This window comes from Pseudomonas sp. SORGH_AS_0211, from assembly GCF_031453455.1.
GTDB lineage: Bacteria > Pseudomonadota > Gammaproteobacteria > Pseudomonadales > Pseudomonadaceae > Chryseomonas > Chryseomonas aestiva.
Map to the genome: position 1 here is coordinate 1,722,595 of NZ_JAVIZV010000001.1, position 17,783 is coordinate 1,740,377.

The 17,783-nt window shown below is 64.0% G+C and carries 18 protein-coding genes; 11 read left to right on the forward strand and 7 right to left on the reverse strand.

Going from position 1 to position 17,783, the window contains the following annotated elements:
* The first annotated feature begins 55 nt into the window (after nt 1-55).
* Nucleotides 56-1,432, forward strand: coding sequence for a GntP family permease (locus QE393_RS08010; RefSeq protein WP_133861701.1), 1,377 nt, complete (start codon nt 56-58; stop codon nt 1,430-1,432).
* Between the two features lie 102 nt (nt 1,433-1,534).
* On the opposite strand, the gene QE393_RS08015 is transcribed toward QE393_RS08010, so the two are convergent.
* Nucleotides 1,535-2,005, reverse strand: a complete 471-nt coding sequence (locus QE393_RS08015) for an Lrp/AsnC family transcriptional regulator (protein WP_273861549.1) — start codon at nt 2,003-2,005, stop codon at nt 1,535-1,537.
* Between the two features lie 159 nt (nt 2,006-2,164).
* Between QE393_RS08015 and QE393_RS08020 the strand changes: the two genes are divergently transcribed.
* Complete coding sequence (locus QE393_RS08020; RefSeq protein WP_133861699.1) at nt 2,165-3,178, forward strand: 1-aminocyclopropane-1-carboxylate deaminase; 1,014 nt, start codon at nt 2,165-2,167, stop codon at nt 3,176-3,178.
* Between the two features lie 34 nt (nt 3,179-3,212).
* Nucleotides 3,213-3,611, forward strand: a complete 399-nt coding sequence (locus QE393_RS08025) for a hypothetical protein (protein ID WP_187979278.1) — start codon at nt 3,213-3,215, stop codon at nt 3,609-3,611.
* Between the two features lie 9 nt (nt 3,612-3,620).
* On the opposite strand, the gene QE393_RS08030 is transcribed toward QE393_RS08025, so the two are convergent.
* From QE393_RS08030 to QE393_RS08040, 3 genes are all read right to left on the reverse strand, one after another.
* The gene (locus tag QE393_RS08030; protein ID WP_310042900.1) at nt 3,621-4,907 is read right to left on the reverse strand and encodes a HipA domain-containing protein; all 1,287 of its coding nucleotides are present in this window, start codon (nt 4,905-4,907) and stop codon (nt 3,621-3,623) included.
* Nucleotides 4,904-5,155, reverse strand: a complete 252-nt coding sequence (locus tag QE393_RS08035; protein ID WP_187979280.1) for a helix-turn-helix domain-containing protein — start codon at nt 5,153-5,155, stop codon at nt 4,904-4,906. The genes QE393_RS08030 and QE393_RS08035 overlap by 4 nt, the downstream gene beginning before the upstream one ends.
* Nucleotides 5,156-5,292: 137 nt before the next feature.
* Nucleotides 5,293-6,210 (reverse strand): LysR family transcriptional regulator, encoded by a 918-nt coding sequence (locus tag QE393_RS08040; RefSeq protein WP_187979281.1) that lies wholly within the window; start codon nt 6,208-6,210, stop codon nt 5,293-5,295.
* A 118-nt stretch (nt 6,211-6,328) separates the two neighbouring features.
* Between QE393_RS08040 and QE393_RS08045 the strand changes: the two genes are divergently transcribed.
* The 6 genes from QE393_RS08045 (at nt 6,329) to mgrA (ending at nt 12,268) form a co-directional block, all read left to right on the forward strand.
* Nucleotides 6,329-7,093: a 5-oxoprolinase subunit PxpA gene (locus QE393_RS08045; RefSeq protein ID WP_187979282.1), complete on the forward strand. Its 765-nt coding sequence runs from the start codon at nt 6,329-6,331 to the stop codon at nt 7,091-7,093.
* A gap of 92 nt (nt 7,094-7,185) precedes the next feature.
* Nucleotides 7,186-7,437, forward strand: coding sequence for an acetyl-CoA carboxylase (locus QE393_RS08050; protein ID WP_158896781.1), 252 nt, complete (start codon nt 7,186-7,188; stop codon nt 7,435-7,437).
* Nucleotides 7,438-7,454: 17 nt separating this feature from the next.
* Nucleotides 7,455-8,807, forward strand: a complete 1,353-nt coding sequence (locus QE393_RS08055) for an acetyl-CoA carboxylase biotin carboxylase subunit (protein WP_405046285.1) — start codon at nt 7,455-7,457, stop codon at nt 8,805-8,807.
* Nucleotides 8,804-9,676 carry an allophanate hydrolase subunit 1 gene (locus tag QE393_RS08060; protein ID WP_310042902.1) on the forward strand — a complete coding sequence of 291 codons (873 nt, stop codon included), beginning with the start codon at nt 8,804-8,806 and terminating at the stop codon, nt 9,674-9,676. Before QE393_RS08055 ends, QE393_RS08060 begins: the two co-directional genes overlap by 4 nt.
* Nucleotides 9,673-10,647, forward strand: coding sequence for a biotin-dependent carboxyltransferase family protein (locus QE393_RS08065; protein WP_310042904.1), 975 nt, complete (start codon nt 9,673-9,675; stop codon nt 10,645-10,647). The genes QE393_RS08060 and QE393_RS08065 overlap by 4 nt, the downstream gene beginning before the upstream one ends.
* 583 nt (nt 10,648-11,230) lie before the next feature.
* Complete coding sequence (gene mgrA / locus QE393_RS08070) at nt 11,231-12,268, forward strand: L-glyceraldehyde 3-phosphate reductase (RefSeq protein ID WP_310042908.1); 1,038 nt, start codon at nt 11,231-11,233, stop codon at nt 12,266-12,268.
* Between the two features lie 87 nt (nt 12,269-12,355).
* On the opposite strand, the gene QE393_RS08075 is transcribed toward mgrA, so the two are convergent.
* Nucleotides 12,356-13,270 (reverse strand): AraC family transcriptional regulator, encoded by a 915-nt coding sequence (locus QE393_RS08075; RefSeq protein WP_273807359.1) that lies wholly within the window; start codon nt 13,268-13,270, stop codon nt 12,356-12,358.
* A 248-nt stretch (nt 13,271-13,518) separates the two neighbouring features.
* Here QE393_RS08075 and QE393_RS08080 point away from each other — a divergent pair, with 248 nt between their 5' ends.
* Nucleotides 13,519-14,826: a sugar ABC transporter substrate-binding protein gene (locus QE393_RS08080; protein ID WP_273807358.1), complete on the forward strand. Its 1,308-nt coding sequence runs from the start codon at nt 13,519-13,521 to the stop codon at nt 14,824-14,826.
* A 68-nt stretch (nt 14,827-14,894) separates the two neighbouring features.
* Complete coding sequence (locus tag QE393_RS08085; RefSeq protein WP_273807357.1) at nt 14,895-15,668, forward strand: L-iditol 2-dehydrogenase; 774 nt, start codon at nt 14,895-14,897, stop codon at nt 15,666-15,668.
* 11 nt (nt 15,669-15,679) lie between these two features.
* Here QE393_RS08085 and QE393_RS08090 read toward each other — a convergent pair whose 3' ends face one another.
* A complete protein-coding gene (locus QE393_RS08090) occupies nt 15,680-16,273 on the reverse strand; it encodes a DUF1349 domain-containing protein (RefSeq protein ID WP_273807356.1) in 594 nt (197 codons plus the stop codon).
* Between the two features lie 520 nt (nt 16,274-16,793).
* Nucleotides 16,794-17,738, reverse strand: coding sequence for a DNA replication terminus site-binding protein (locus QE393_RS08095; RefSeq protein ID WP_273807355.1), 945 nt, complete (start codon nt 17,736-17,738; stop codon nt 16,794-16,796).
* Between the last annotated feature and the right edge of the window lie 45 nt (nt 17,739-17,783).

Genomic DNA, 17,783 nt, shown 5'->3' on the forward strand with positions numbered 1-17,783 from the left:
CCATTCATTTCACCCACTTACAAGAGTTTGGCACCAGCCCAACCGAGAACCTTTCATGACTCCCTTAGATATAGATCTGTTACTGACTGCATTGATCAGCGTCGTGGTGCTGGTAGTGCTGATCGTCTCGCGCCTCAAGATGCACCCGCTGCTGGCGTTGCTGGTAGTTTCCGTCGGCGTAGGCTTTGCAACCGGTATGGAGCCAGATCGCATCGTCTCCCAGCTGGTCACCGGCGCCGGCAAGACACTGGGGGCAGTGGGGGTGGTCATCGCGCTGGGGGCGATGCTCGGCAAAATACTTGCGGACGCCGGCGTCACCGAGCAGATTGCCGCGGTCATCCTCAGGCGCACATCGGATCGGATGATTCCGTGGGCGATGATGATGGTCGCGTTCGTGATTGGCATTCCGATGTTTTTCGAGGTCGGCCTGGTGATCATGCTGCCGCTGATCTTTAGCGTGGCGCGCAAGCTGGAAAGTCAGGCGCGCTTCAAGGGTTCAGCCTATGTCTATGTGGGCGTTCCGGTGATTGCCGCACTGGCTGCCATGCACGGTATGGTCCCGCCGCACCCAGGCCCGTTGACGGCCATCGCCGCGCTGAAAACCTCGGTCGGACCGACCATGCTCTATGGTTTCCTGGCGGCTATCCCGGCCATGATCCTGGGCGGCCCACTGTATGGCGCTTTCATTTCCCCGCGCATGAGCACTCGGCCCGATCAGGTGTTGCTGGATCAGTTCACCCTGGCTGAAAAAGCCGACGATAAACCAGGCCCCAGCGTATACCTTGGCGTGCTGGCAGCCTTGCTGCCGGCGATCCTGATGCTGATCCATGCCGTCGCCGAGATGGTATTGGCCAAGGACAATGCGCTGCTGAAAATGGCCGGTTTCCTCGGCAATCCGCTGATAGCGATGCTGCTGGGTGTGCTGTTCGCCGGGGCAAGTCTGGTACTCGCGCGTGGCGGCGATGCGGAGCAATTGCGCGAATCGCTGGGCAAGAGCCTCAAGCCAATCGCCTCGATCATCATGATCATCGCTGGCGGCGGTGCCTTTCAGCAGCTGCTGACCAGCGCCAAGGTGGGCGATGCGATTGTCCACCTGACTCAGCAGTCGGCGTTCCCTCCGCTGGTCCTCGGCTGGTTGATCGCCATGTTGCTTTCGGTCTCTACCGGTTCCGCCACGGTAGGTATCGTAGGGGCTGCCGGCTTGCTGGCGCCGCTCGCCGGTGCCGATCCCAGCCTCAACCTGCCGCTGCTGGCCTTGTCCATTGGCTGCGGCTCGCTGTTCTTCAACTACGCCAACCATGCAGGTTTCTGGATGGTGAAGGAATCCTTCGGCATGACGATGGGCGAAGCCACCAAGACCATTTCGGTGGTGCAATCGATCGTCGCCGTGGTCGGTTTGATCGTGGTGTTGCTGTTGAACGTGGTCGTGTAATGACCTGAGGCGGCGTCGAATCAGGACGCCGTCCTCTGTGAAATCCCTTATCTGAACGGGCGCCGCTCGGCACCCGTCCTTCCCTGGGCGCCACCCGCCTGTTCAGATAGGCAACAGCCCCTCGGTCTTGACTTCGTTCAGCACGAAAAAGGTGCGCACCTGGCGCACGCCGGGCAGGGCGATCAGCCGTTCGCTGTGCAGGCGATTGAAGGCGGCGATGTCCTTGACCCTGAGCTTGATGAAGTAGTCGACGTCACCGGCCACCAGGTAACACTCCAGCACCGGGGGCAGGGCGCGGGCCGCCGCTTCGAAGGCCTGAAAGGAATCCGGGGTCGATCTGTCCAGCACCACGCCCACCAGTACCGCGGTTTCCCGTTGCACCGCCTTGGGGTCCACATGGGCCCTGACGCTGGTGATGACGCCGCTCTCGAACAACCTGCGCGTGTGGTTCCAGCAGGCGCTCGGGCTCAGGGCAACCTGGCGGGCCAGCTCGGCATTGCTCAGCCGGCCGTCCTGCTGCAGGGCGCGCAGGATCTTGCGTTCTACCGGGGTCAGTTCCGCAGCTTCGCTCATCGAAAGATTCTCCTTATAAAGCGGTTGTTGGAGGAACATCCATGCGGATTCTGGGAATCGTTCAAAAGGAAAGCAGATTTCGTACCGCTCATTCGAAAGCACCTTTTTCAGGGTTTTCCCTAGCATTGAAGGCGTTCTCTCACCACTGGAGTCGCTGCTATGTCCCTGGATCTCGAAAAGCGTTTTCCCCGCGTCAAGCTCGGTTACTTCCCATCGCCCCTGCACAAGCTGGAGCGCATGTCGAAGGACCTCGGTATCGAACTCTGGGCCAAGCGTGACGACGTGTCCTCCGGTCTCGCCTATGGCGGCAACAAGGTGCGCAAGCTGGAATGGCTGGCCGCCGATGCCCTGGCGCAGGGCTGCGACACCCTGGTCTCCATCGGCAACATCCAGTCCAACCACACCCGCCAGGTCGCTGCCGTCGCCGCGGTGCTGGGCATGAAGTGCCGGCTGGTCCAGGAGGAGTGGACCAAGTGGGAAGACCCGGTCTACGACAAGGTCGGCAACATCCTGCTGTCCCGCCTGATGGGCGCCCAGACGCTGCTGGAAGGCGAGGGCTATTCCACCGCGGTGAAGGCCACTTGGGAGCGTGCCCTGGATGAGGTGCGGCGTGAGGGCGGCAAGCCCTACGCCATTCCCGCCGGCGCCTCGGACCATCCGCTGGGTGGCCTCGGCTATGCTCATTTCGCCGATGAACTGGCCGGCCAGGAGCGCGAGCAGGGCCTCTTCTTCGATACCGTGGTGACGGCCACCTGTACCGGTTCTACCCAGGGCGGCATGGTGGTGGGCTTTCGCGCCCAGGAGCGCGAGCGGCGCCTGATCGGCATCGACACGGCGGCGGACGCCGAGATGACCCGCGCCGCGGTGACCAAGATCGCGCGCAACACCGCCGAGATGATCGGCCTGAAGCAGGAGATCCGCGACGAGGATGTCATCATCGAGCCCCGCTTCTGCGGACCGGACTACGGCCTGCCGGATGGTCCCACCGTCGAGGCCATCCGCTACACCGCGCAGATGGAGGGGATGCTCACCGACCCGGTCTACGAGGGAAAATCCATGGCCGGGCTGATCGCCATGGCGCGCAGTGGCGAGATCGCCAAGGGCAGTCGGGTACTCTATGTTCACCTCGGGGGTGCCCCGGCGCTCAACGCCTACCACAACGCCTTCGCCTGAACCCAGGCCACGACCGATCACCAGGAGGTCCCGCATGACGAGCCAATGCTGGACAGCGGTAGACGACCTCCGACCGGCCGTGGCGCTGGTCATCCTGCATGGCGATCTCGACCCCGCGGTGACGGCGGAATTGCGCAGCGGCTTGCCCGGCTGCAGCGACCTCCCGGTGCTGCAGCTGGAGGACGTCGGCGGGCTGCACGAGGAGTGGCTCACCCAGGGTCCGCAGAGCCGGATCGTACGGCTGTTGTCCCGGCTGGGCGGTGACTGCCTGCTGCTGGCGGTCGAGCCGGCGGGCTCGAACGAGCTGGAATGGCTGGGATCGGTCGCCGGTCAACGGCTGCAACAGTTCACGAGTGGCACATCCACGCGGGAGCTGATTGCCCGCCTGCAGCAGCTCAGACGCGAACGCCTGCTGGCGGTGTTGCCGCTTTGAGCGTGGCCGTCAGGCCAGCCGCTCGACCTGTTCGGCGATCAGCGCCCTGATCGCGCGCAGACAGCGCAACTCGCCGGCGAAGACCGCCCGCAGCTCCGGTCGCGCGACGGCCAGAGTCTGATTTTCCCGCTCGGTCTGTTCCAGCAACTGCTGAGCCTGCAGGGACAGGCGCTGGCGCAGGCGTTGCAACTGGGCAGCAGCCGGCGAGCGCTTGATACCCAGCGCTTCGGCTGCATCCAGCAGTCGCTCGCGGTCGATGGCCACCAGCCGGCTTTCACCCAGGATCGGCCAGGCGAGGGTGGTCGCGTCCGGCCAGCGCTGCTGATCGAAGGCGCGGCTCTCGTACACGGCCGTGCAGAGCAGGTCATAGCAGGGCGCGAGGGCCAGCCCACGGGGTGAGACCAGAAAGCCCAGATTCTTCAGATGGGCATCGGTATTGCCCACCAGCACGTTGAAGGCCAGCCAGTTGAACAGCCGCGTCCGGGTCACGGCGGGCGCCTCGCACAGCCGGGCCAGTTCGGCCAGGCGCTCCACGCTACCCGCCTGGTACTTGAAATGACGGTCCAGACCCAGCACCTGGCAGGCGTCGATGCCATGGCGCCGTTGCCAGCCGCCCGAGGTACGGACGCGGTCGAAGCGCTCGATCAGATAGATGGGCTCGGGCACGTAGCGGCGCTCGACGGCGGGAACCATCAGCCCGGCCAGACCCGCCAGGCGCATGGTGAACCACTCGTTGATCACCGAATGGGCGAAGGCCTCGTGGGGATGGTCCGGCTTGAGGATATGGGTGGAGGGCAGGGCGCCCACGGGTTCCTGCAGTCCCTGGTCATCGAGAATCACCGCCAGCTTGTGCTGGGCGCCGGCCAGCGACATGCGCTTGTGCGCCTCGTGGGTCAGCGGCAACTGCGGCATGGCCTGGATCCGCCGGGAGAGATCGGCATCGCTCAGGGGGCGGCGATCTCCCGGTGGCAGGTGCTGTCCTTCGGCGAGCAGGGTAAGGGATCCGGCGGATTCGGCGCCGTACCAGCTCAGCAGGGCGAAGGCATCGGCGGCATCCAGGCGCGCATCCTGGGCGAGCAGTTGCCGCTGGCCTTCCTCGGGCAGCAGGTTGTCGAAGTACCACTGCACCGGTCGCTGCGAACTGCCATCGATCAGTGGCGCTCGCTGCAAGGGCAATTGCGGACAGAGCCCGAAGGCCTGCCAATCGGACTCGTACCGGAACGACCAGATACCGTTCTCGTCAGCCAGCCGACCCACCAGCTGGTCGTCGATCCAGGCCAGGAGTTCACGCCTCATGGTGTCCGGGTATCCGGCTGGGCTGCCACTTCAGTGGGCAGATCCACGATCAGGCGCACCCCCAGGCCTTCCAATACCTGGAACAGCTTGCCCCACTGGACGGTTTCGCCACCGCGCTCGACCTTGCCGAGAAAGTTTTCACTGACGCCGAGACTGCCGGCGGCATCGTCCTGGCGCAGCGACTGGGCCTTGCGCGCCTGGCGGACGAGGGCGCCCAGGTCGGCGGCATTCTTGAGTATCACCTGCATGATTTATCCTCACGAGCGTGGGGATCAGGCTAACGCCAAAGGGAAAGGCAGCGCAATCCTCAAGATCGTGAGGATTTCAGTTGCTGATAACGCTGCTAATACAAAATCCTTTCGATCATGAGGATTTTAATCTTCTGCTAACGTCGCGCCCCCAGTTGCTGGGGTGCCAGAAAGGCGCTGTGGAAGTAGCTGCGAAAGGCCTGCATGGCCGGTGTCAGGGGGTGTTCGCGGTGCCAGGCCAGCCCCACGCTCATGGGCGTGATGGGCTCTATCAGGGTGCGCGTCTCCAGGCGCTTGCCCTCCAGCGACCAGGGGCGATAGACCAGGTCGGAGAGAATGGCCACGCCGCTGCCGTTGGCCACCATGCTGCGCACGGCTTCCACCGAGCTGGTCCGCAAGCGCACCTGGGGTTCAAGGCCTGACTGGCGCCAGTAGCGCCTGGCACTCTGTTCCGCCTCATCGACGGTCAGCAGCACATAGGGCTCGCGGGCGACATCGGCCAGGCTGACATTGGGTCGATCGCGCAGGGGATGGCCACTGGGCAGCCAGAGACGGCGTTCGGAATTGAAGAGCGTCTCGGAGACGATGTCCTCGTGGGTCAGGTTGGCGGTCAGGACCACCGCCATGTCGATGCGCCTGTCCAGCAGCGCCTCCTCGATGGCCTGGCGCTCCTGTTCGTGCACCGCCACCGTCACCTCGGGATAGAGCTGCGCCAGGCGTTGCAGATGGTGCGGCAGGAAGTAGCCGATCACCGTATAGCTGGCGGCGATGCGTAATTCGCCGCTGGCGCGGTGGTCGGGCAGGGCGCTGCTCAGGGCATCGTCGACCCCGCGCAGGATGCCGTAGGCATGGTTGAGGAAATGCCGGCCGGCATCGGTCAGCGCCATTCCTTGCGCCGAGCGGACGAAAAGACTGGCGCCCAGCAGACTCTCCAGTTCCTGGATGGCACTGGTCACCGCCGACTGGGAAATGTTTAGGTGGATGGCCGCCTGGGAGATCTGCCCCAGTTCGGCGGTCGCGGTGAAGTAGCGCAGCTGACGCAGGGTAAGGGCCATGACAACTGTCCTGAGGTATCGATTTTTCCGAACGCTGGACCTTGGATAATAAATCTTCCCAAGGGGGCAGGGCAGTCCTAAGGTCGAGGACACCGCACCACTGCAAGGGAATACCGCAATGATCGAGGTGGACTTCAATTCCGACATGGGCGAGGGCTTTGGCGCCTGGACGCTGGGCGATGGCGTGGATGACCAACTGCTCGACCTGGTCAGTTCGGCCAATATCGCCACCGGCTTCCATGCCGGCGATCCCGCCCTCATGCAGCGCACCGTGCTGCAGGCCAAGGCGCGCAACGTGGCCATCGGCGCCCATCCGGGCTATCGCGATCTGGTGGGTTTCGGCCGCCGGCCCCTGCAGATGCCCGCCGAAGAACTGGTGGCCGATATCGTCTATCAGCTCGGCGCCCTGCGTGAATTCGCCCGATTGCATGGCCTGCGGCTGCAACACCTCAAACCCCATGGCGCGCTGTTCATGCACCTGGCGCGGGACGAGACGGCTGCCCGGCTGCTGGTGGAGACGCTGCAACGGATCGAACCCGGGCTGCTGCTCTATTGCCTGCCCGATTCGGCCACCTGGCGAATCGGTCGCGAGCTGGGCCAGCCCCTGGTGCGCGAGTTCTATGCCGACCGGGACTATGACGCCAGCGGGTCCATCGTGCTGGTCCGGCGCATGGGTGAGCTGGATCCCCAGGCCGTGGCCGAACGGGTACTCAGAGCCTGCCAGCAGGGCAGGGTCGCCACGGTGGAGGGGGGCGAGGTCGAGGTGGCCTTCGAATCCATCTGCCTGCACAGCGATACCCCCGGTGCGCTGGGCCTGGCCCAGGCCATCCGCCAGCGCCTCGACGCCGCCGGCATCGCCATCCGCGCCCCTGGCGCCGGCTAGTTTTCATGCGGACACCGGCGCCAAGACGCCGGGTCCTCCAGTCCTTCGCTACGCCTGCCTTTCCGACAACATTGCCTAGAAGAGGAATCGTCATGGCCGAACATTCGGTGCTTTCGCCCTTGCCCGGAACGTTCTATCGCAAACCCACGCCCGATGCGGCGCCCTATGTGGAGGTCGGGGAAACCGTCACCGCCGGCACGGTGATCGGCCTGGTCGAGGTGATGAAGCAATTCTCGGAGGTCCACGCCGAAGTGGACGGGACCCTGACGGCCTTCGCGGTGGAGGACGGTGACCCGGTCGAGCCGGGTCAGTTGCTGGCCACCCTGAGCGGAGCCGCCTCGTGAGTACGTCAGGGAGCGGCATCCGCCGTCTGCTGGTGGCCAATCGTGGCGAGATCGCCGTTCGTATCCTGCGCGCCGCCAAGGCGCTGGACATCGAGACGGTACTGGCCTGCAGCGAGGCCGACCAGGATTCCCTGGCGGCGCGCCAGGCCGATGCCGTGGTGGTGATCGGCCCGGCGCGGGCGGATCGCAGCTACCTCAATATAGAGGCGCTGCTTAAGGCCTTGCGTGACAGCGGCGCCGATGCGGTGCATCCCGGCTATGGCTTTCTGGCCGAGAACGCTGCCTTTGCCGATGCAGTGGAGGCGGCGGGTGCCGTCTTCGTCGGCCCCTCGGGTGACATCATCCGCCGCATGGGCGACAAGGCCGAGGCACGACGCACCGCGCAGGCGGCTGGCGTCCCGGTGGTCCCGGGCTCTGCCAGCGAACCGGCTGATATAGAGGCCGCCATAGCGGCAGCCGAGACGGTGGGCTATCCGTTGCTGATCAAGGCAGCGGCCGGGGGAGGAGGTCGGGGCATCCGCCTGGCCCGCGACGCCGCCGAGCTGGCGCGGGAATTTCCCGTCGCCCAGCGCGAAGCCCAGACCGCCTTTGGCAGCGGCGCCCTCTATCTGGAGCGCTTCATCGAGCGCGCTCGTCATATAGAGGTGCAGATCCTTGGCGATGGCCAGCGCGCCGTGCATCTGTTCGAGCGCGAATGCTCGTTGCAGCGGCGCCGCCAGAAGCTCCTGGAAGAAGCGCCATCGCCGGTGCTGAGCGCTGCCCAGCGCGAGACCCTCTGCGCCAGCGCGGTACGCCTGGCCGAACGCCTCGGCTATCGCGGCGCGGGGACCCTGGAGTACCTGTTCGATGAAGCCAGCGGCGAATTCTTCTTCATCGAGATGAACACCCGCATCCAGGTCGAGCACCCGGTCTCCGAGATGGTCACCGGTATCGATCTGGTCCAGGCCATGCTGCGCATCGCCGGGGGTGAACCCCTGGGGCTGCGCCAGGAAGACATCCATCTGCAGGGCGCCGCCATCGAGCTGAGACTCAACGCCGAAGATCCGGCGCGCAACTTCTTTCCCAGCCCCGGGACGGTCGAGCAGCTCGCCTGGCCGCAGGGCCCGGGCATCCGCGTCGACAGTCATCTCTACGCAGGCTATCGGGTGCCCCCTTATTACGACTCGCTGCTGGCCAAGCTCATCGCCCATGGCGCCGATCGCGGCGAGGCCCTGGCCCGTGCCCGCCAGGCGCTGGACGAATTGCGTCTGAGCGGCATGGCCACCACCGCCAGCCTGCATCGCCGTCTGCTGGACGAACCCTGGGTGATCGAAGCGCGCTTCGACACCGGTACCCTGGAACACTGGTTGGCCGAGGAGATCTCCGCATGACGACCGCGATCCGCTATAGCTTCGGTGGCGACGAGCACCTGTTCGTCGAATTGTCCGAAAGCATGTCCCTGGAAGCGTTTTTCCGTGGCCTGGCCATGACCCGTGCGGTGCAGGCGCTGCAATTGCCCGGCATCCACGACATCTGCCTGGCCAATGCCTCCTTCCAGATCCGTTTCGATCCCGATGTGCTGCCGCCCGACCGGCTCCTGGCAGCGGTCCAGGGCGTGGAAGACCAGGCGGTGGCCGAGCGCCAGCTGGCCACGCGGATGATCGAAATCCCGGTGCTCTACAACGATCCCTGGACCCACGAGACGCTGATGCGCTTTCGCGATCGCCACCAGGATCCGTCCGCCACCGATCTGGAATACGCTGCGCGCATCAACGGCCTGGCCGACGTCGAAGCCTTTATCGCCGCCCACAGCGGCGCGCCCTGGTTCGTGTCCATGGTGGGTTTCGTCGCCGGATTGCCGTTCATGTTCCAGATGGTGGAGTCCGAGCGGCAGTTGCAGGTCCCCAAGTACCTGCGACCCCGCACCGACACACCCAGGCAGACCCTTGGCCACGGCGGCTGCTTCGGCTGCATCTATTCGGTACGGGGCGCCGGCGGCTACCAGATGTTCGGTGTGACGCCGGCGCCCATCTACGATCCGGCGCAGCGCCTCGATTACCTGCAGGAGCACATGGTGTTCTTCCGGCCCGGCGACATCGTCCGTTTCCGCGCCATCGACCGCGCCAAGTACGACCGGATGCTGGCAGAGGTAGAGGAGGGTAGCTTCACCCTGAATATCCGGCCGGTGGACTTTTCCCTGGACGCCTTCCTCGACGATCCCCGTGGCTATCCGCGCACTCTGATGGAGGAGCCGGCATGATCAAGGTACTCAAACCCGGCCTGGCCACCTCGATCCAGGATCTTGGTCGCGAAGGCTACTACCATCTGGGCATTCCGCCGTCGGGTGCCATGGACAGCTATGCCTTGCGCGCGGCCAATCTGCTGGTGGGCAACGCACCCGGCGCCGCCGCCCTGGAATGCACCTTGCTCGGCCCGGAGCTGCACTTTGCCGAAGACGCCCTGGTCGCCCTGAGCGGCGCGCGCATGACGCCACGCCTGGACGGCGCTGAGATGCCACTGGACGAAGCCTTCAGCGTATGCGCCGGCCAGATGCTCAAGTTCGATTACCTCAAGGCCGGTGCCCGTGGCTATCTGGCCGTGGCTGGCGGCTTCGCCGTGCCCGAGGTGCTGGGCAGTCGCTCGACGTACACCCTGGGCAGCCTGGGTGGCTTCCAGGGTCGAAGGCTGGCCGCGGGTGACGAACTGACTGTCGGAACCCCGGCGACAGGCGCCAGGCCTGGAGTCCGGTTGCCAGGCGATCTGGTGCCGGCTTGCGGTGGCGAGGTGGTCCTGCGTGTCGTGCCGGGTCTCTACCATCACCGCCTGACCGCGGAGGCCGCCGAAGCCTTTTTCGCCGATACCTGGACGGTGGGCTCCGAAGCCGATCGCATCGGCTATAGATTCAAGGGCGGCCGGCCGCTGGCCTTCACGCCGCGCGAACAACCCTTTGGCGCCGGCTCGGATCCGTCCAATATCGTCGACAGCTGTTATCCCATCGGCTCGATCCAGGTACCGGCGGGCCTCGAACCCATCGTCCTGCACCGAGACGCGGTGTCTGGCGGCGGTTACGCCATGATCGGCACGGTCATCAGCAGCGACCTGGATCTGATCGGCCAGCTGCAGCCGAATCAGAAAGCCCGGTTCGTGGCGGTAACCCTGGAAGACGCGCTGGCCGCACGACGTGTGTACCGGGAACGCCTGCAGCGATTGGAGCAGCTGTTGGCGAGCTAGGGACTCGTTGGCATGTGAATGATCCGCTGAGAGATCCTGGAGACGTCGTTCGTAACCGACGCGTCTTCAGGATCGTCACCCAGCAAACGGTGGAGAAAGGCCAAGACGCCTGCAGCAACGAAATTTCTGATCGACGCCGTTACGAGGTTGATCGACAGCCACAGGGTAGGGACGTGAGAGTCGAATCTGGTGACGGGATTGGAGAGAACGCTAAAGGCAGGATGGGATGGCAAAGGGCGGAGATCAGCCTAAGTCCATATCTAATTTAACATAATATACATTATGCGAAGTCATGGTTATGGAGTGCAGCACCGAGCGTCTGCCTTTCCACGCTGGCGGCTTCCTCCAATTCGCTACGACCTCGTCAGTTTGCCTGACATTACGGCTCCAGGGATTCAGATCGCCGCTTACCGCACACCTGTACCGCAAATTCCGCAGCGCCCGTTTGTACAAGACGCCATCGACAGCTTTAATCGGATGGCGTCCGTTCCCGGAGTTCTTTCCGGTTGTCGCGCCTTTGCCTGTGGCACCACGCGCGAATGTCCTGGGTTTCCAACAAGTATTCCATCCCGAGGAGTTTTGAATGGCTTATCAAGCCGCTTCCGATCGCTATGACCGTATTCCTTACCGCCGCGTGGGTCGCAGCGGTCTCGTGCTGCCGGCGCTGTCGCTGGGCCTCTGGCACAACTTCGGCGATACCACGCCGCTGGATCGTCAGCGCGCCTTGCTGCGCACCGCCTTCGATCTGGGCATCAATCACTTCGACCTGGCCAACAATTACGGGCCGCCCTATGGCAGCGCCGAGATCAATTTCGGTCGGCTGCTGCGCGAAGACTTCGCGGCCTACCGCGACGAACTCATCATCTCCAGCAAGGCCGGCTGGGACATGTGGCCCGGCCCCTATGGCCAAGGTGGCGGCTCGCGCAAATACGTCCTGGCCAGCCTGGATCAGAGTCTCAAGCGTCTGGGCCTGGATTACGTCGATATCTTCTATTCGCATCGTTTCGACGAACATACGCCGCTGGAAGAAACCGCCAGTGCCCTGGCCACGGCGGTCCAGCAAGGCAAGGCGCTCTATATCGGCATCAGCTCCTATTCGGGGACCAAGACCCGGGAAATGGCCAAATTGCTGGCCGACTGGAAGATCCCGCTATTGATCCATCAGCCGGCCTACAACCTGCTCAATCGCTGGATCGAAAAGGATCTGCTAGACGCGACCGAGGAAATCGGCAGTGGCGTGATCGCCTTTACGCCCCTGGCCCAGGGGTTGCTGACCGACAAGTACCTCAATGGCGTTCCAGCCGAAGCCCGGGTCAATCAGCCCGGTGGCCAGTCGCTGCAGCAAGGTCATCTGTCCGACGAGAACCTGGCGCGAATACGCGCCCTGGATGCCATCGCCAAGCGCCGCGGCCAGAGCCTGGCGCAGCTGGCCCTGGCCTGGACCCTGCGCGATCCGCGCATCACCAGCGCCCTGATCGGCGCCAGTCGGCCCGAGCAGATCGTGGAAAACGTGGCAACCCTGGACAACCTGACCTTTACCGCGGAGGAACTGGCCGAGATCGATACCCATGCGGTCGAAGGCGACATCAACCTCTGGGCCAAGCCGTCCAGCGCGGAATAAGGCTCCGCTTGGCGTATCTGGCGCGCCAGCGTCAGGTGCGCCTACCTCCATAAGGTCCTGGCAGGGCATAACCACCCTCACCCGCCCTTACCCAGGCGACTGCTGACGCCGCGTCCCGATCTGCTCCTGGCGATACTGGCTGGGTGTCTGTCCGGTCTCGTTACGAAAATGCCGGTTGAAATTGGACAGATTGGAATAGCCCACCTCGAAACAGATGGTGGCAATGGACAGCTCCGCCTGCCGCAGCAGACGACAGGCCCGCTGGATGCGCAGCTTGCGCGCCAATTCGATGAAGCCGTGGCCGGTGACCTTCTTGAAGAAGCGTGAAAAACCCGCCTCGCTCATGCCGACGCGATTGGCGATCACCGGCAGCCGGATATCCTCGGTGAGTTCGCTCAGCAGATAGTCGAAGGCCTGATGCACCCGTGCGGCACTGCGGGCATCCAGCGCCGGCGCATAACAGGCACTGGCCAGGACAATCCTTTCGCTTCCCGGCGCCCGGGACAGCAAGCCCAGCAAGGCGAACAGCGTGAGCAGGCGCCCGGCGCCCTGGGCCTGGCCCATCGCCTCGATTAATGCAGCCGCCTGCAGGGCCGTATCGCCCTTGAATTCCAGACCGCGTCGGGCCTGTTCCAGCAGCGGCAGATAATCGCCCAGCTCCGGTGCCACAGCGCTCAGCGAGCGCAGCAAGTCACCATTGAACTGGATGACCACATCGCGGCCGGCGAGCACCTCGCCGGGCGGCAGATCACCGATCCAGTCGTGCGGCAGATCCGGCCCGATCATGGCCACGTGACCTGCCGCAAAGGGCCCGACATAGTCGCCGGCCAGCAGTCGTCCGCTGCCCTGGCGGATCAGGTGGATCTCGTATTCGGGGTGATGATTCCAGCGCGCCAAGGCGTAGGGATAGTCGTGCTCGTACCAGCGAAAGCTCTGATCGGGCGCGGCGAGGATCACTTCCAGCTCTGCTGGCCGCGCCTCGAGGAAGGCGGTCGCCTTCATGGTGTACCTCTGCTCGTTCTGGTGAGACCGCACCCATCAGCCTAGCTATCGATGCTTTTTTGACTTCGGCGCGCTGAGCGATCCAGGTCAAAAATGTATCGGCAACTGGTCAATGCCAGGTTAGCCAGCGGCTTGGCCCTGCTGTTGTAATCCTCTCCAGCTGCTCTGTCGAGATCAGATTTATATCGGCCGCCAGCCATTCATAACAACAACAAGCTGCCCGCCGTGGCAGTCATGGAGAGAAGAAGATGAAGCGCCCTATCGCGTTGCTGCTGTTGGCCGGTCTCGGACTGACCGGTGTTGCCCAGGCCGTCGAATCGGTCACCGTTGCCACCGTCAACAACAGCGACATGGTGCGCATGCAGCGCCTGTCCCAGGTCTTCGAAAAACAGCACCCCGATATCAAGCTCAACTGGGTGGTGCTCGAAGAAAACGTGCTGCGGCAGCGGCTGACCACCGACATCACCACCGGTGGTGGCCAATTCGATGTCCTGACCATCGGCACCTACGAAACACCGCTCTGGGGTGCCAAGAACTGGCTGGAGCCGCTCGACAATCTGCCTGCCAGCTATGACGTCGAAGACATCTTCCCGGCGGTCCGCCAGGGGCTGTCGGTCAACAACCATCTCTATGCCCTGCCGTTCTACGGTGAAAGCACCGTCACCTACTACCGCAAGGACCTGTTCAAGGCCGCCGGCCTGCAGATGCCCGACAAGCCGACCTGGTCGCAACTCGCCGAATTCGCCAGCCAGCTCAACCAGCCGGACAAGGAGCAATATGGTCTCTGCCTGAGAGGCAAGGCCGGCTGGGGTGAAAACGTCGCGTTGCTCAGCCTGATGGGCAACGCCTTTGGCGCGCGCTGGTTCGATGAGCAATGGCAGCCCGAACTGACCAGTCCCGAGTGGACGGCAGCGGCCAATTTCTACGTCGACAACATGAAGAAGTACGGCTCGCCCGGGGCTTCCAGCAACGGCTTCAACGAAAACCTGGCCCTGTTCAACAGCGGCAAATGCGCGCTCTGGGTAGATGCCAGCGTCGCCGGCTCCTTCACCACCGACAAGAGCCAGAGCAAGGTGGCCGATGAGGTCGGCTTCGCCGCCTCGCCCCATGAGGTCACCGACAAGGGCTCGTCCTGGCTGTATGCCTGGTCGCTGGCGATTCCGGCGAGCGCCAAGCACAAGGAGGCTGCCAAGACCTTCATCACCTGGGCGACCTCCAGGGAATACATCCAGCTGGTGGCCGACCGGGACGGCATCGCCAACGTCCCGCCGGGCACCCGCCAGTCCACCTACAGCCAGGCCTACCTGAGTGCCGCGCCCTTCGCCAAGATCACCCTGGAGATGATGCAGCACGCGGACCCTGCCCATCCCTCGGCCAAGCCGGTGCCCTATGTCGGCATCCAGTACGTGACCATTCCCGAGTTCCAGGCCATCGGCACCTCGGTCGGCAAGCTGTTCTCCGCCGCCCTCACCGGCCAGATGAGCGTCGAGCAGGCCCTCAACGCGGCCCAGACCTCGACGACCCGCGAAATGAAACGCGCGGGCTATCTCAAGTAACGTCCCTTTACCCAAGGCATGACCGCGCGCTGCACCGCGCGGTCAGTCTCTCGATTGGAGCCAAGACCATGAACAGACTGGAAGGAAAAAGCGCCCTGATCACCGGCGCCGCGCGCGGTATCGGCAAGGCCTTCGCCCAGGCCTACCTCAGGGAAGGCGCAACGGTGGCCATCGCCGACATCAATATCGAAAGAGCCCGCGAAACGGCCGAGGAACTGGGCGAGCACGCCTACGCCCTGGCCATGGACGTCACCGACCAGGCGTCCATCGACACGGCCATCGCCCAGGTGGTCGCTACCGCCGGCAAGCTCGACATCCTGGTCAACAATGCCGCCCTGTTCGACCTGGCACCCATCGTCGAGATCTCCCGGGAAAGCTATGACCGGCTGTTCGCCATCAACCTGGCCGGTCCGCTGTTCACCCTGCAGGCCGCTGCCCGGCAGATGATCGCCCAGGGTCATGGCGGCAAGATCATCAACATGGCCAGCCAGGCCGGGCGTCGCGGCGAAGCCCTGGTTGCCGTCTATTGCGCGACCAAGGCCGCGGTCATCAGCCTGACCCAGTCGGCCGGCCTCGACCTCATCAAGCACCGCATCAACGTCAATGCCATCGCCCCCGGCGTGGTCGACGGCGAGCATTGGCAAGGTGTGGACGCCCTCTTCGCCCATTACGAGCAACGGCCGCTGGGCGAGAAGAAGCGCCTGGTAGGCGAAGCCGTACCCTACGGCCGCATGGGAACCGCGGAGGACCTGGTCGGCATGGCGCTGTTCCTGGCGTCCAGCGAGAGCGATTTCGTGGTCGCCCAGACCTACAACGTCGACGGCGGCAACTGGATGAGCTGATCGCCGCGCGGTCAGCTCAGGTCATGCAGCTCCTTGATGATCGCCGGCCCGATCTTCAGGTCGGCAAAGCTGACCTCCAGGCCCTCGCGCTGCGGCGAGCAGCAATAGGGGCCGACCTGCAAGTCCGCGCCCTCTTCGCTCGCGAACCGGCACAGCCGCAACAGCGGCCAGGTCACGCCATCCAGGGAATACTGGAGGCGCAGTACCTCGTCGTGCAGTGTCATGCGCAGCCAGAAGCCGCGCAAGGCATCTGGCATGGGGCCGAGGGCCCAGTCGGAATGCCCCAGGGTGAGGACACTGCCCAGATGGGCGATGCCATCGTTGATCTCGAGCCCGGTCTTGCACCACTGCTCGCGGCCCTGCCTCACCATCAGGCCGGCCTGGTCATAGAGTTCGGCAAAGGTCCCGGTGATCCGCACCTGGGCGGTGAAGTCCGCTCCGGCCGTGTAACCGCGGAAATGTCCGCTATCACGCTCGAAGCCGTATTGGGTCTTCTGCCAGAAGTCGGTGTCGCGATCCGTGCTGATGTGCAGCAGGCCATCCGTGTCGGACCAGCGCTTCGGCTCGTTCAGCCAGCGGGCAGGCAGGGTCTTCGCAAGGGTCATGACGGTTATCCGTGGCGGATGGGCTGCGCACACGATAGATCAAGGACGCGAGATGCGCCAAAGCCGGACGGTAAAGCGTGCTGTCAGGGAGCCCCTCCTGCCCTCTAGCGACTTTCTTGCAGGCATGAAAAAAGGGAGCCCGGAGGCTCCCCTGTTCAAGTACGTCTGCTGTCCTCTTGTTTTTGTTGTCGGACATCAACGTCATCGATCTTTAGTACGCCCCACCAAGGAGGTGGGAAGTGAACAGATTACTTTGGTTGCTCTGGAGCGTTCCAAAATGATCGGTTCGCGAGCCTTGGCCGTCTTGTTCTTGTTGTGGGCGGTTAGCGGCGCATCTTGTTGTTCTTGTGCCAGTAATAAAGCACTCGCCGTGCCAACATTCATAAGTCATTGAAATGGCTAGGTTTGATTGATTCGAGCCTGGCATGGGGACACCTGTTGCGGAGGATTTCGTTACCTTTTCACTCGGCAGTGAAGGATCTGGTTACGACATCCACCCGCTCGGTAACGTCAGCGGCGCTCAGCGGCTGTAGGTCGAACGCTTGAGCGTCGCCTCGTTGTTACGCTGGGCGACAGGTCGTTCCGGGTTGTCGGTGGGCAGGTACAGCAGTCGCGTGGCCAGCACCTCGCGACGCGGCTTGATGTCGGGTCTCAGCGCCCCGCGCTGGGTACGGTCGAAATCGCGCAGGTCGACGACCTGCATGCCGTCCTGGGCCGGTACCACGAAGACCGGCAGGTTGGCGTGGATCATGGCGTCATAGCGACTCTCCTCGCCGAACCAGAGCATCGCCCTTGGATGCGGGGCGATCTTCTTGTGCCGGACCAGGATGTCGTCATCCGCCATGCGATTGAGTGCCTGGTGCTCCTGCCATTCCGGCGTGCGATCCAGGACGATCCGCTCCCGATCGGCGCGGGCCATGGCGAGGGTCTTGAGTTGCTCGCGTACCTTGGACACCTTGACCCGCTCTCCTCCGGCGGTATGGCCGGCCCAGGTAAAGGTCAGCTGCCGGACCGGATCGGGAAAGCCATGCACCTTGCGGATCAGCTGCTTGGTATTGAAGGCACCGCCCAACGCCTTGCGCATGATGCGCGGCCGCGCCTCGGGTGCCAGCTCCAGCTCCAGGCGCGTCTGTTCGATCGCCGCGCTGAAGTCCGCCTTGCAGGTGTTGATGGCCAGGATCTCCTCCATCAGGGGTTCGGCGAGGGCGATATAGCCTGGCAGTCGACTGACGGTACCCGGTGCCTGGCCAGGTTGCAGGTGGAAGGCCAGCAAGGCATCACGGGTAAGCTCCACCGCGGCGGTACCCTCGAAGGACTCCGCCGCGATGTGGTCAGGTACCCGCTGTTGCGCCAGCAATGGCAGCCGCCAGACCCGGGCGGCTATCACCTTGCTGGGCCAGCGCTCATTGAAGGTTGCGATGCTCCGCTTGAGGTCCTCGAACGCGCTCTTGATGTCTTCGTGCATAGCCAACTCCAGCCTGATATCTACCAGATTGTAGCATTTGCACGA

What these genes read in the sequence shown, in the direction of transcription:
- QE393_RS08010 (WP_133861701.1), top strand. Translation starts at nt 56, where the DNA reads ATGACTCCCTTAGATATAGATCTGTTACTGACTGCATTGATCAGCGTC.
- QE393_RS08015 (WP_273861549.1), bottom strand. Translation starts at nt 2,005, where the DNA reads ATGAGCGAAGCTGCGGAACTGACCCCGGTAGAACGCAAGATCCTGCGC.
- QE393_RS08020 (WP_133861699.1), top strand. Translation starts at nt 2,165, where the DNA reads ATGTCCCTGGATCTCGAAAAGCGTTTTCCCCGCGTCAAGCTCGGTTAC.
- QE393_RS08025 (WP_187979278.1), top strand. Translation starts at nt 3,213, where the DNA reads ATGACGAGCCAATGCTGGACAGCGGTAGACGACCTCCGACCGGCCGTG.
- QE393_RS08030 (WP_310042900.1), bottom strand. Translation starts at nt 4,907, where the DNA reads ATGAGGCGTGAACTCCTGGCCTGGATCGACGACCAGCTGGTGGGTCGG.
- QE393_RS08035 (WP_187979280.1), bottom strand. Translation starts at nt 5,155, where the DNA reads ATGCAGGTGATACTCAAGAATGCCGCCGACCTGGGCGCCCTCGTCCGC.
- QE393_RS08040 (WP_187979281.1), bottom strand. Translation starts at nt 6,210, where the DNA reads ATGGCCCTTACCCTGCGTCAGCTGCGCTACTTCACCGCGACCGCCGAA.
- QE393_RS08045 (WP_187979282.1), top strand. Translation starts at nt 6,329, where the DNA reads ATGATCGAGGTGGACTTCAATTCCGACATGGGCGAGGGCTTTGGCGCC.
- QE393_RS08050 (WP_158896781.1), top strand. Translation starts at nt 7,186, where the DNA reads ATGGCCGAACATTCGGTGCTTTCGCCCTTGCCCGGAACGTTCTATCGC.
- QE393_RS08060 (WP_310042902.1), top strand. Translation starts at nt 8,804, where the DNA reads ATGACGACCGCGATCCGCTATAGCTTCGGTGGCGACGAGCACCTGTTC.
- QE393_RS08065 (WP_310042904.1), top strand. Translation starts at nt 9,673, where the DNA reads ATGATCAAGGTACTCAAACCCGGCCTGGCCACCTCGATCCAGGATCTT.
- mgrA (WP_310042908.1), top strand. Translation starts at nt 11,231, where the DNA reads ATGGCTTATCAAGCCGCTTCCGATCGCTATGACCGTATTCCTTACCGC.
- QE393_RS08075 (WP_273807359.1), bottom strand. Translation starts at nt 13,270, where the DNA reads ATGAAGGCGACCGCCTTCCTCGAGGCGCGGCCAGCAGAGCTGGAAGTG.
- QE393_RS08080 (WP_273807358.1), top strand. Translation starts at nt 13,519, where the DNA reads ATGAAGCGCCCTATCGCGTTGCTGCTGTTGGCCGGTCTCGGACTGACC.
- QE393_RS08085 (WP_273807357.1), top strand. Translation starts at nt 14,895, where the DNA reads ATGAACAGACTGGAAGGAAAAAGCGCCCTGATCACCGGCGCCGCGCGC.
- QE393_RS08090 (WP_273807356.1), bottom strand. Translation starts at nt 16,273, where the DNA reads ATGACCCTTGCGAAGACCCTGCCTGCCCGCTGGCTGAACGAGCCGAAG.
- QE393_RS08095 (WP_273807355.1), bottom strand. Translation starts at nt 17,738, where the DNA reads ATGCACGAAGACATCAAGAGCGCGTTCGAGGACCTCAAGCGGAGCATC.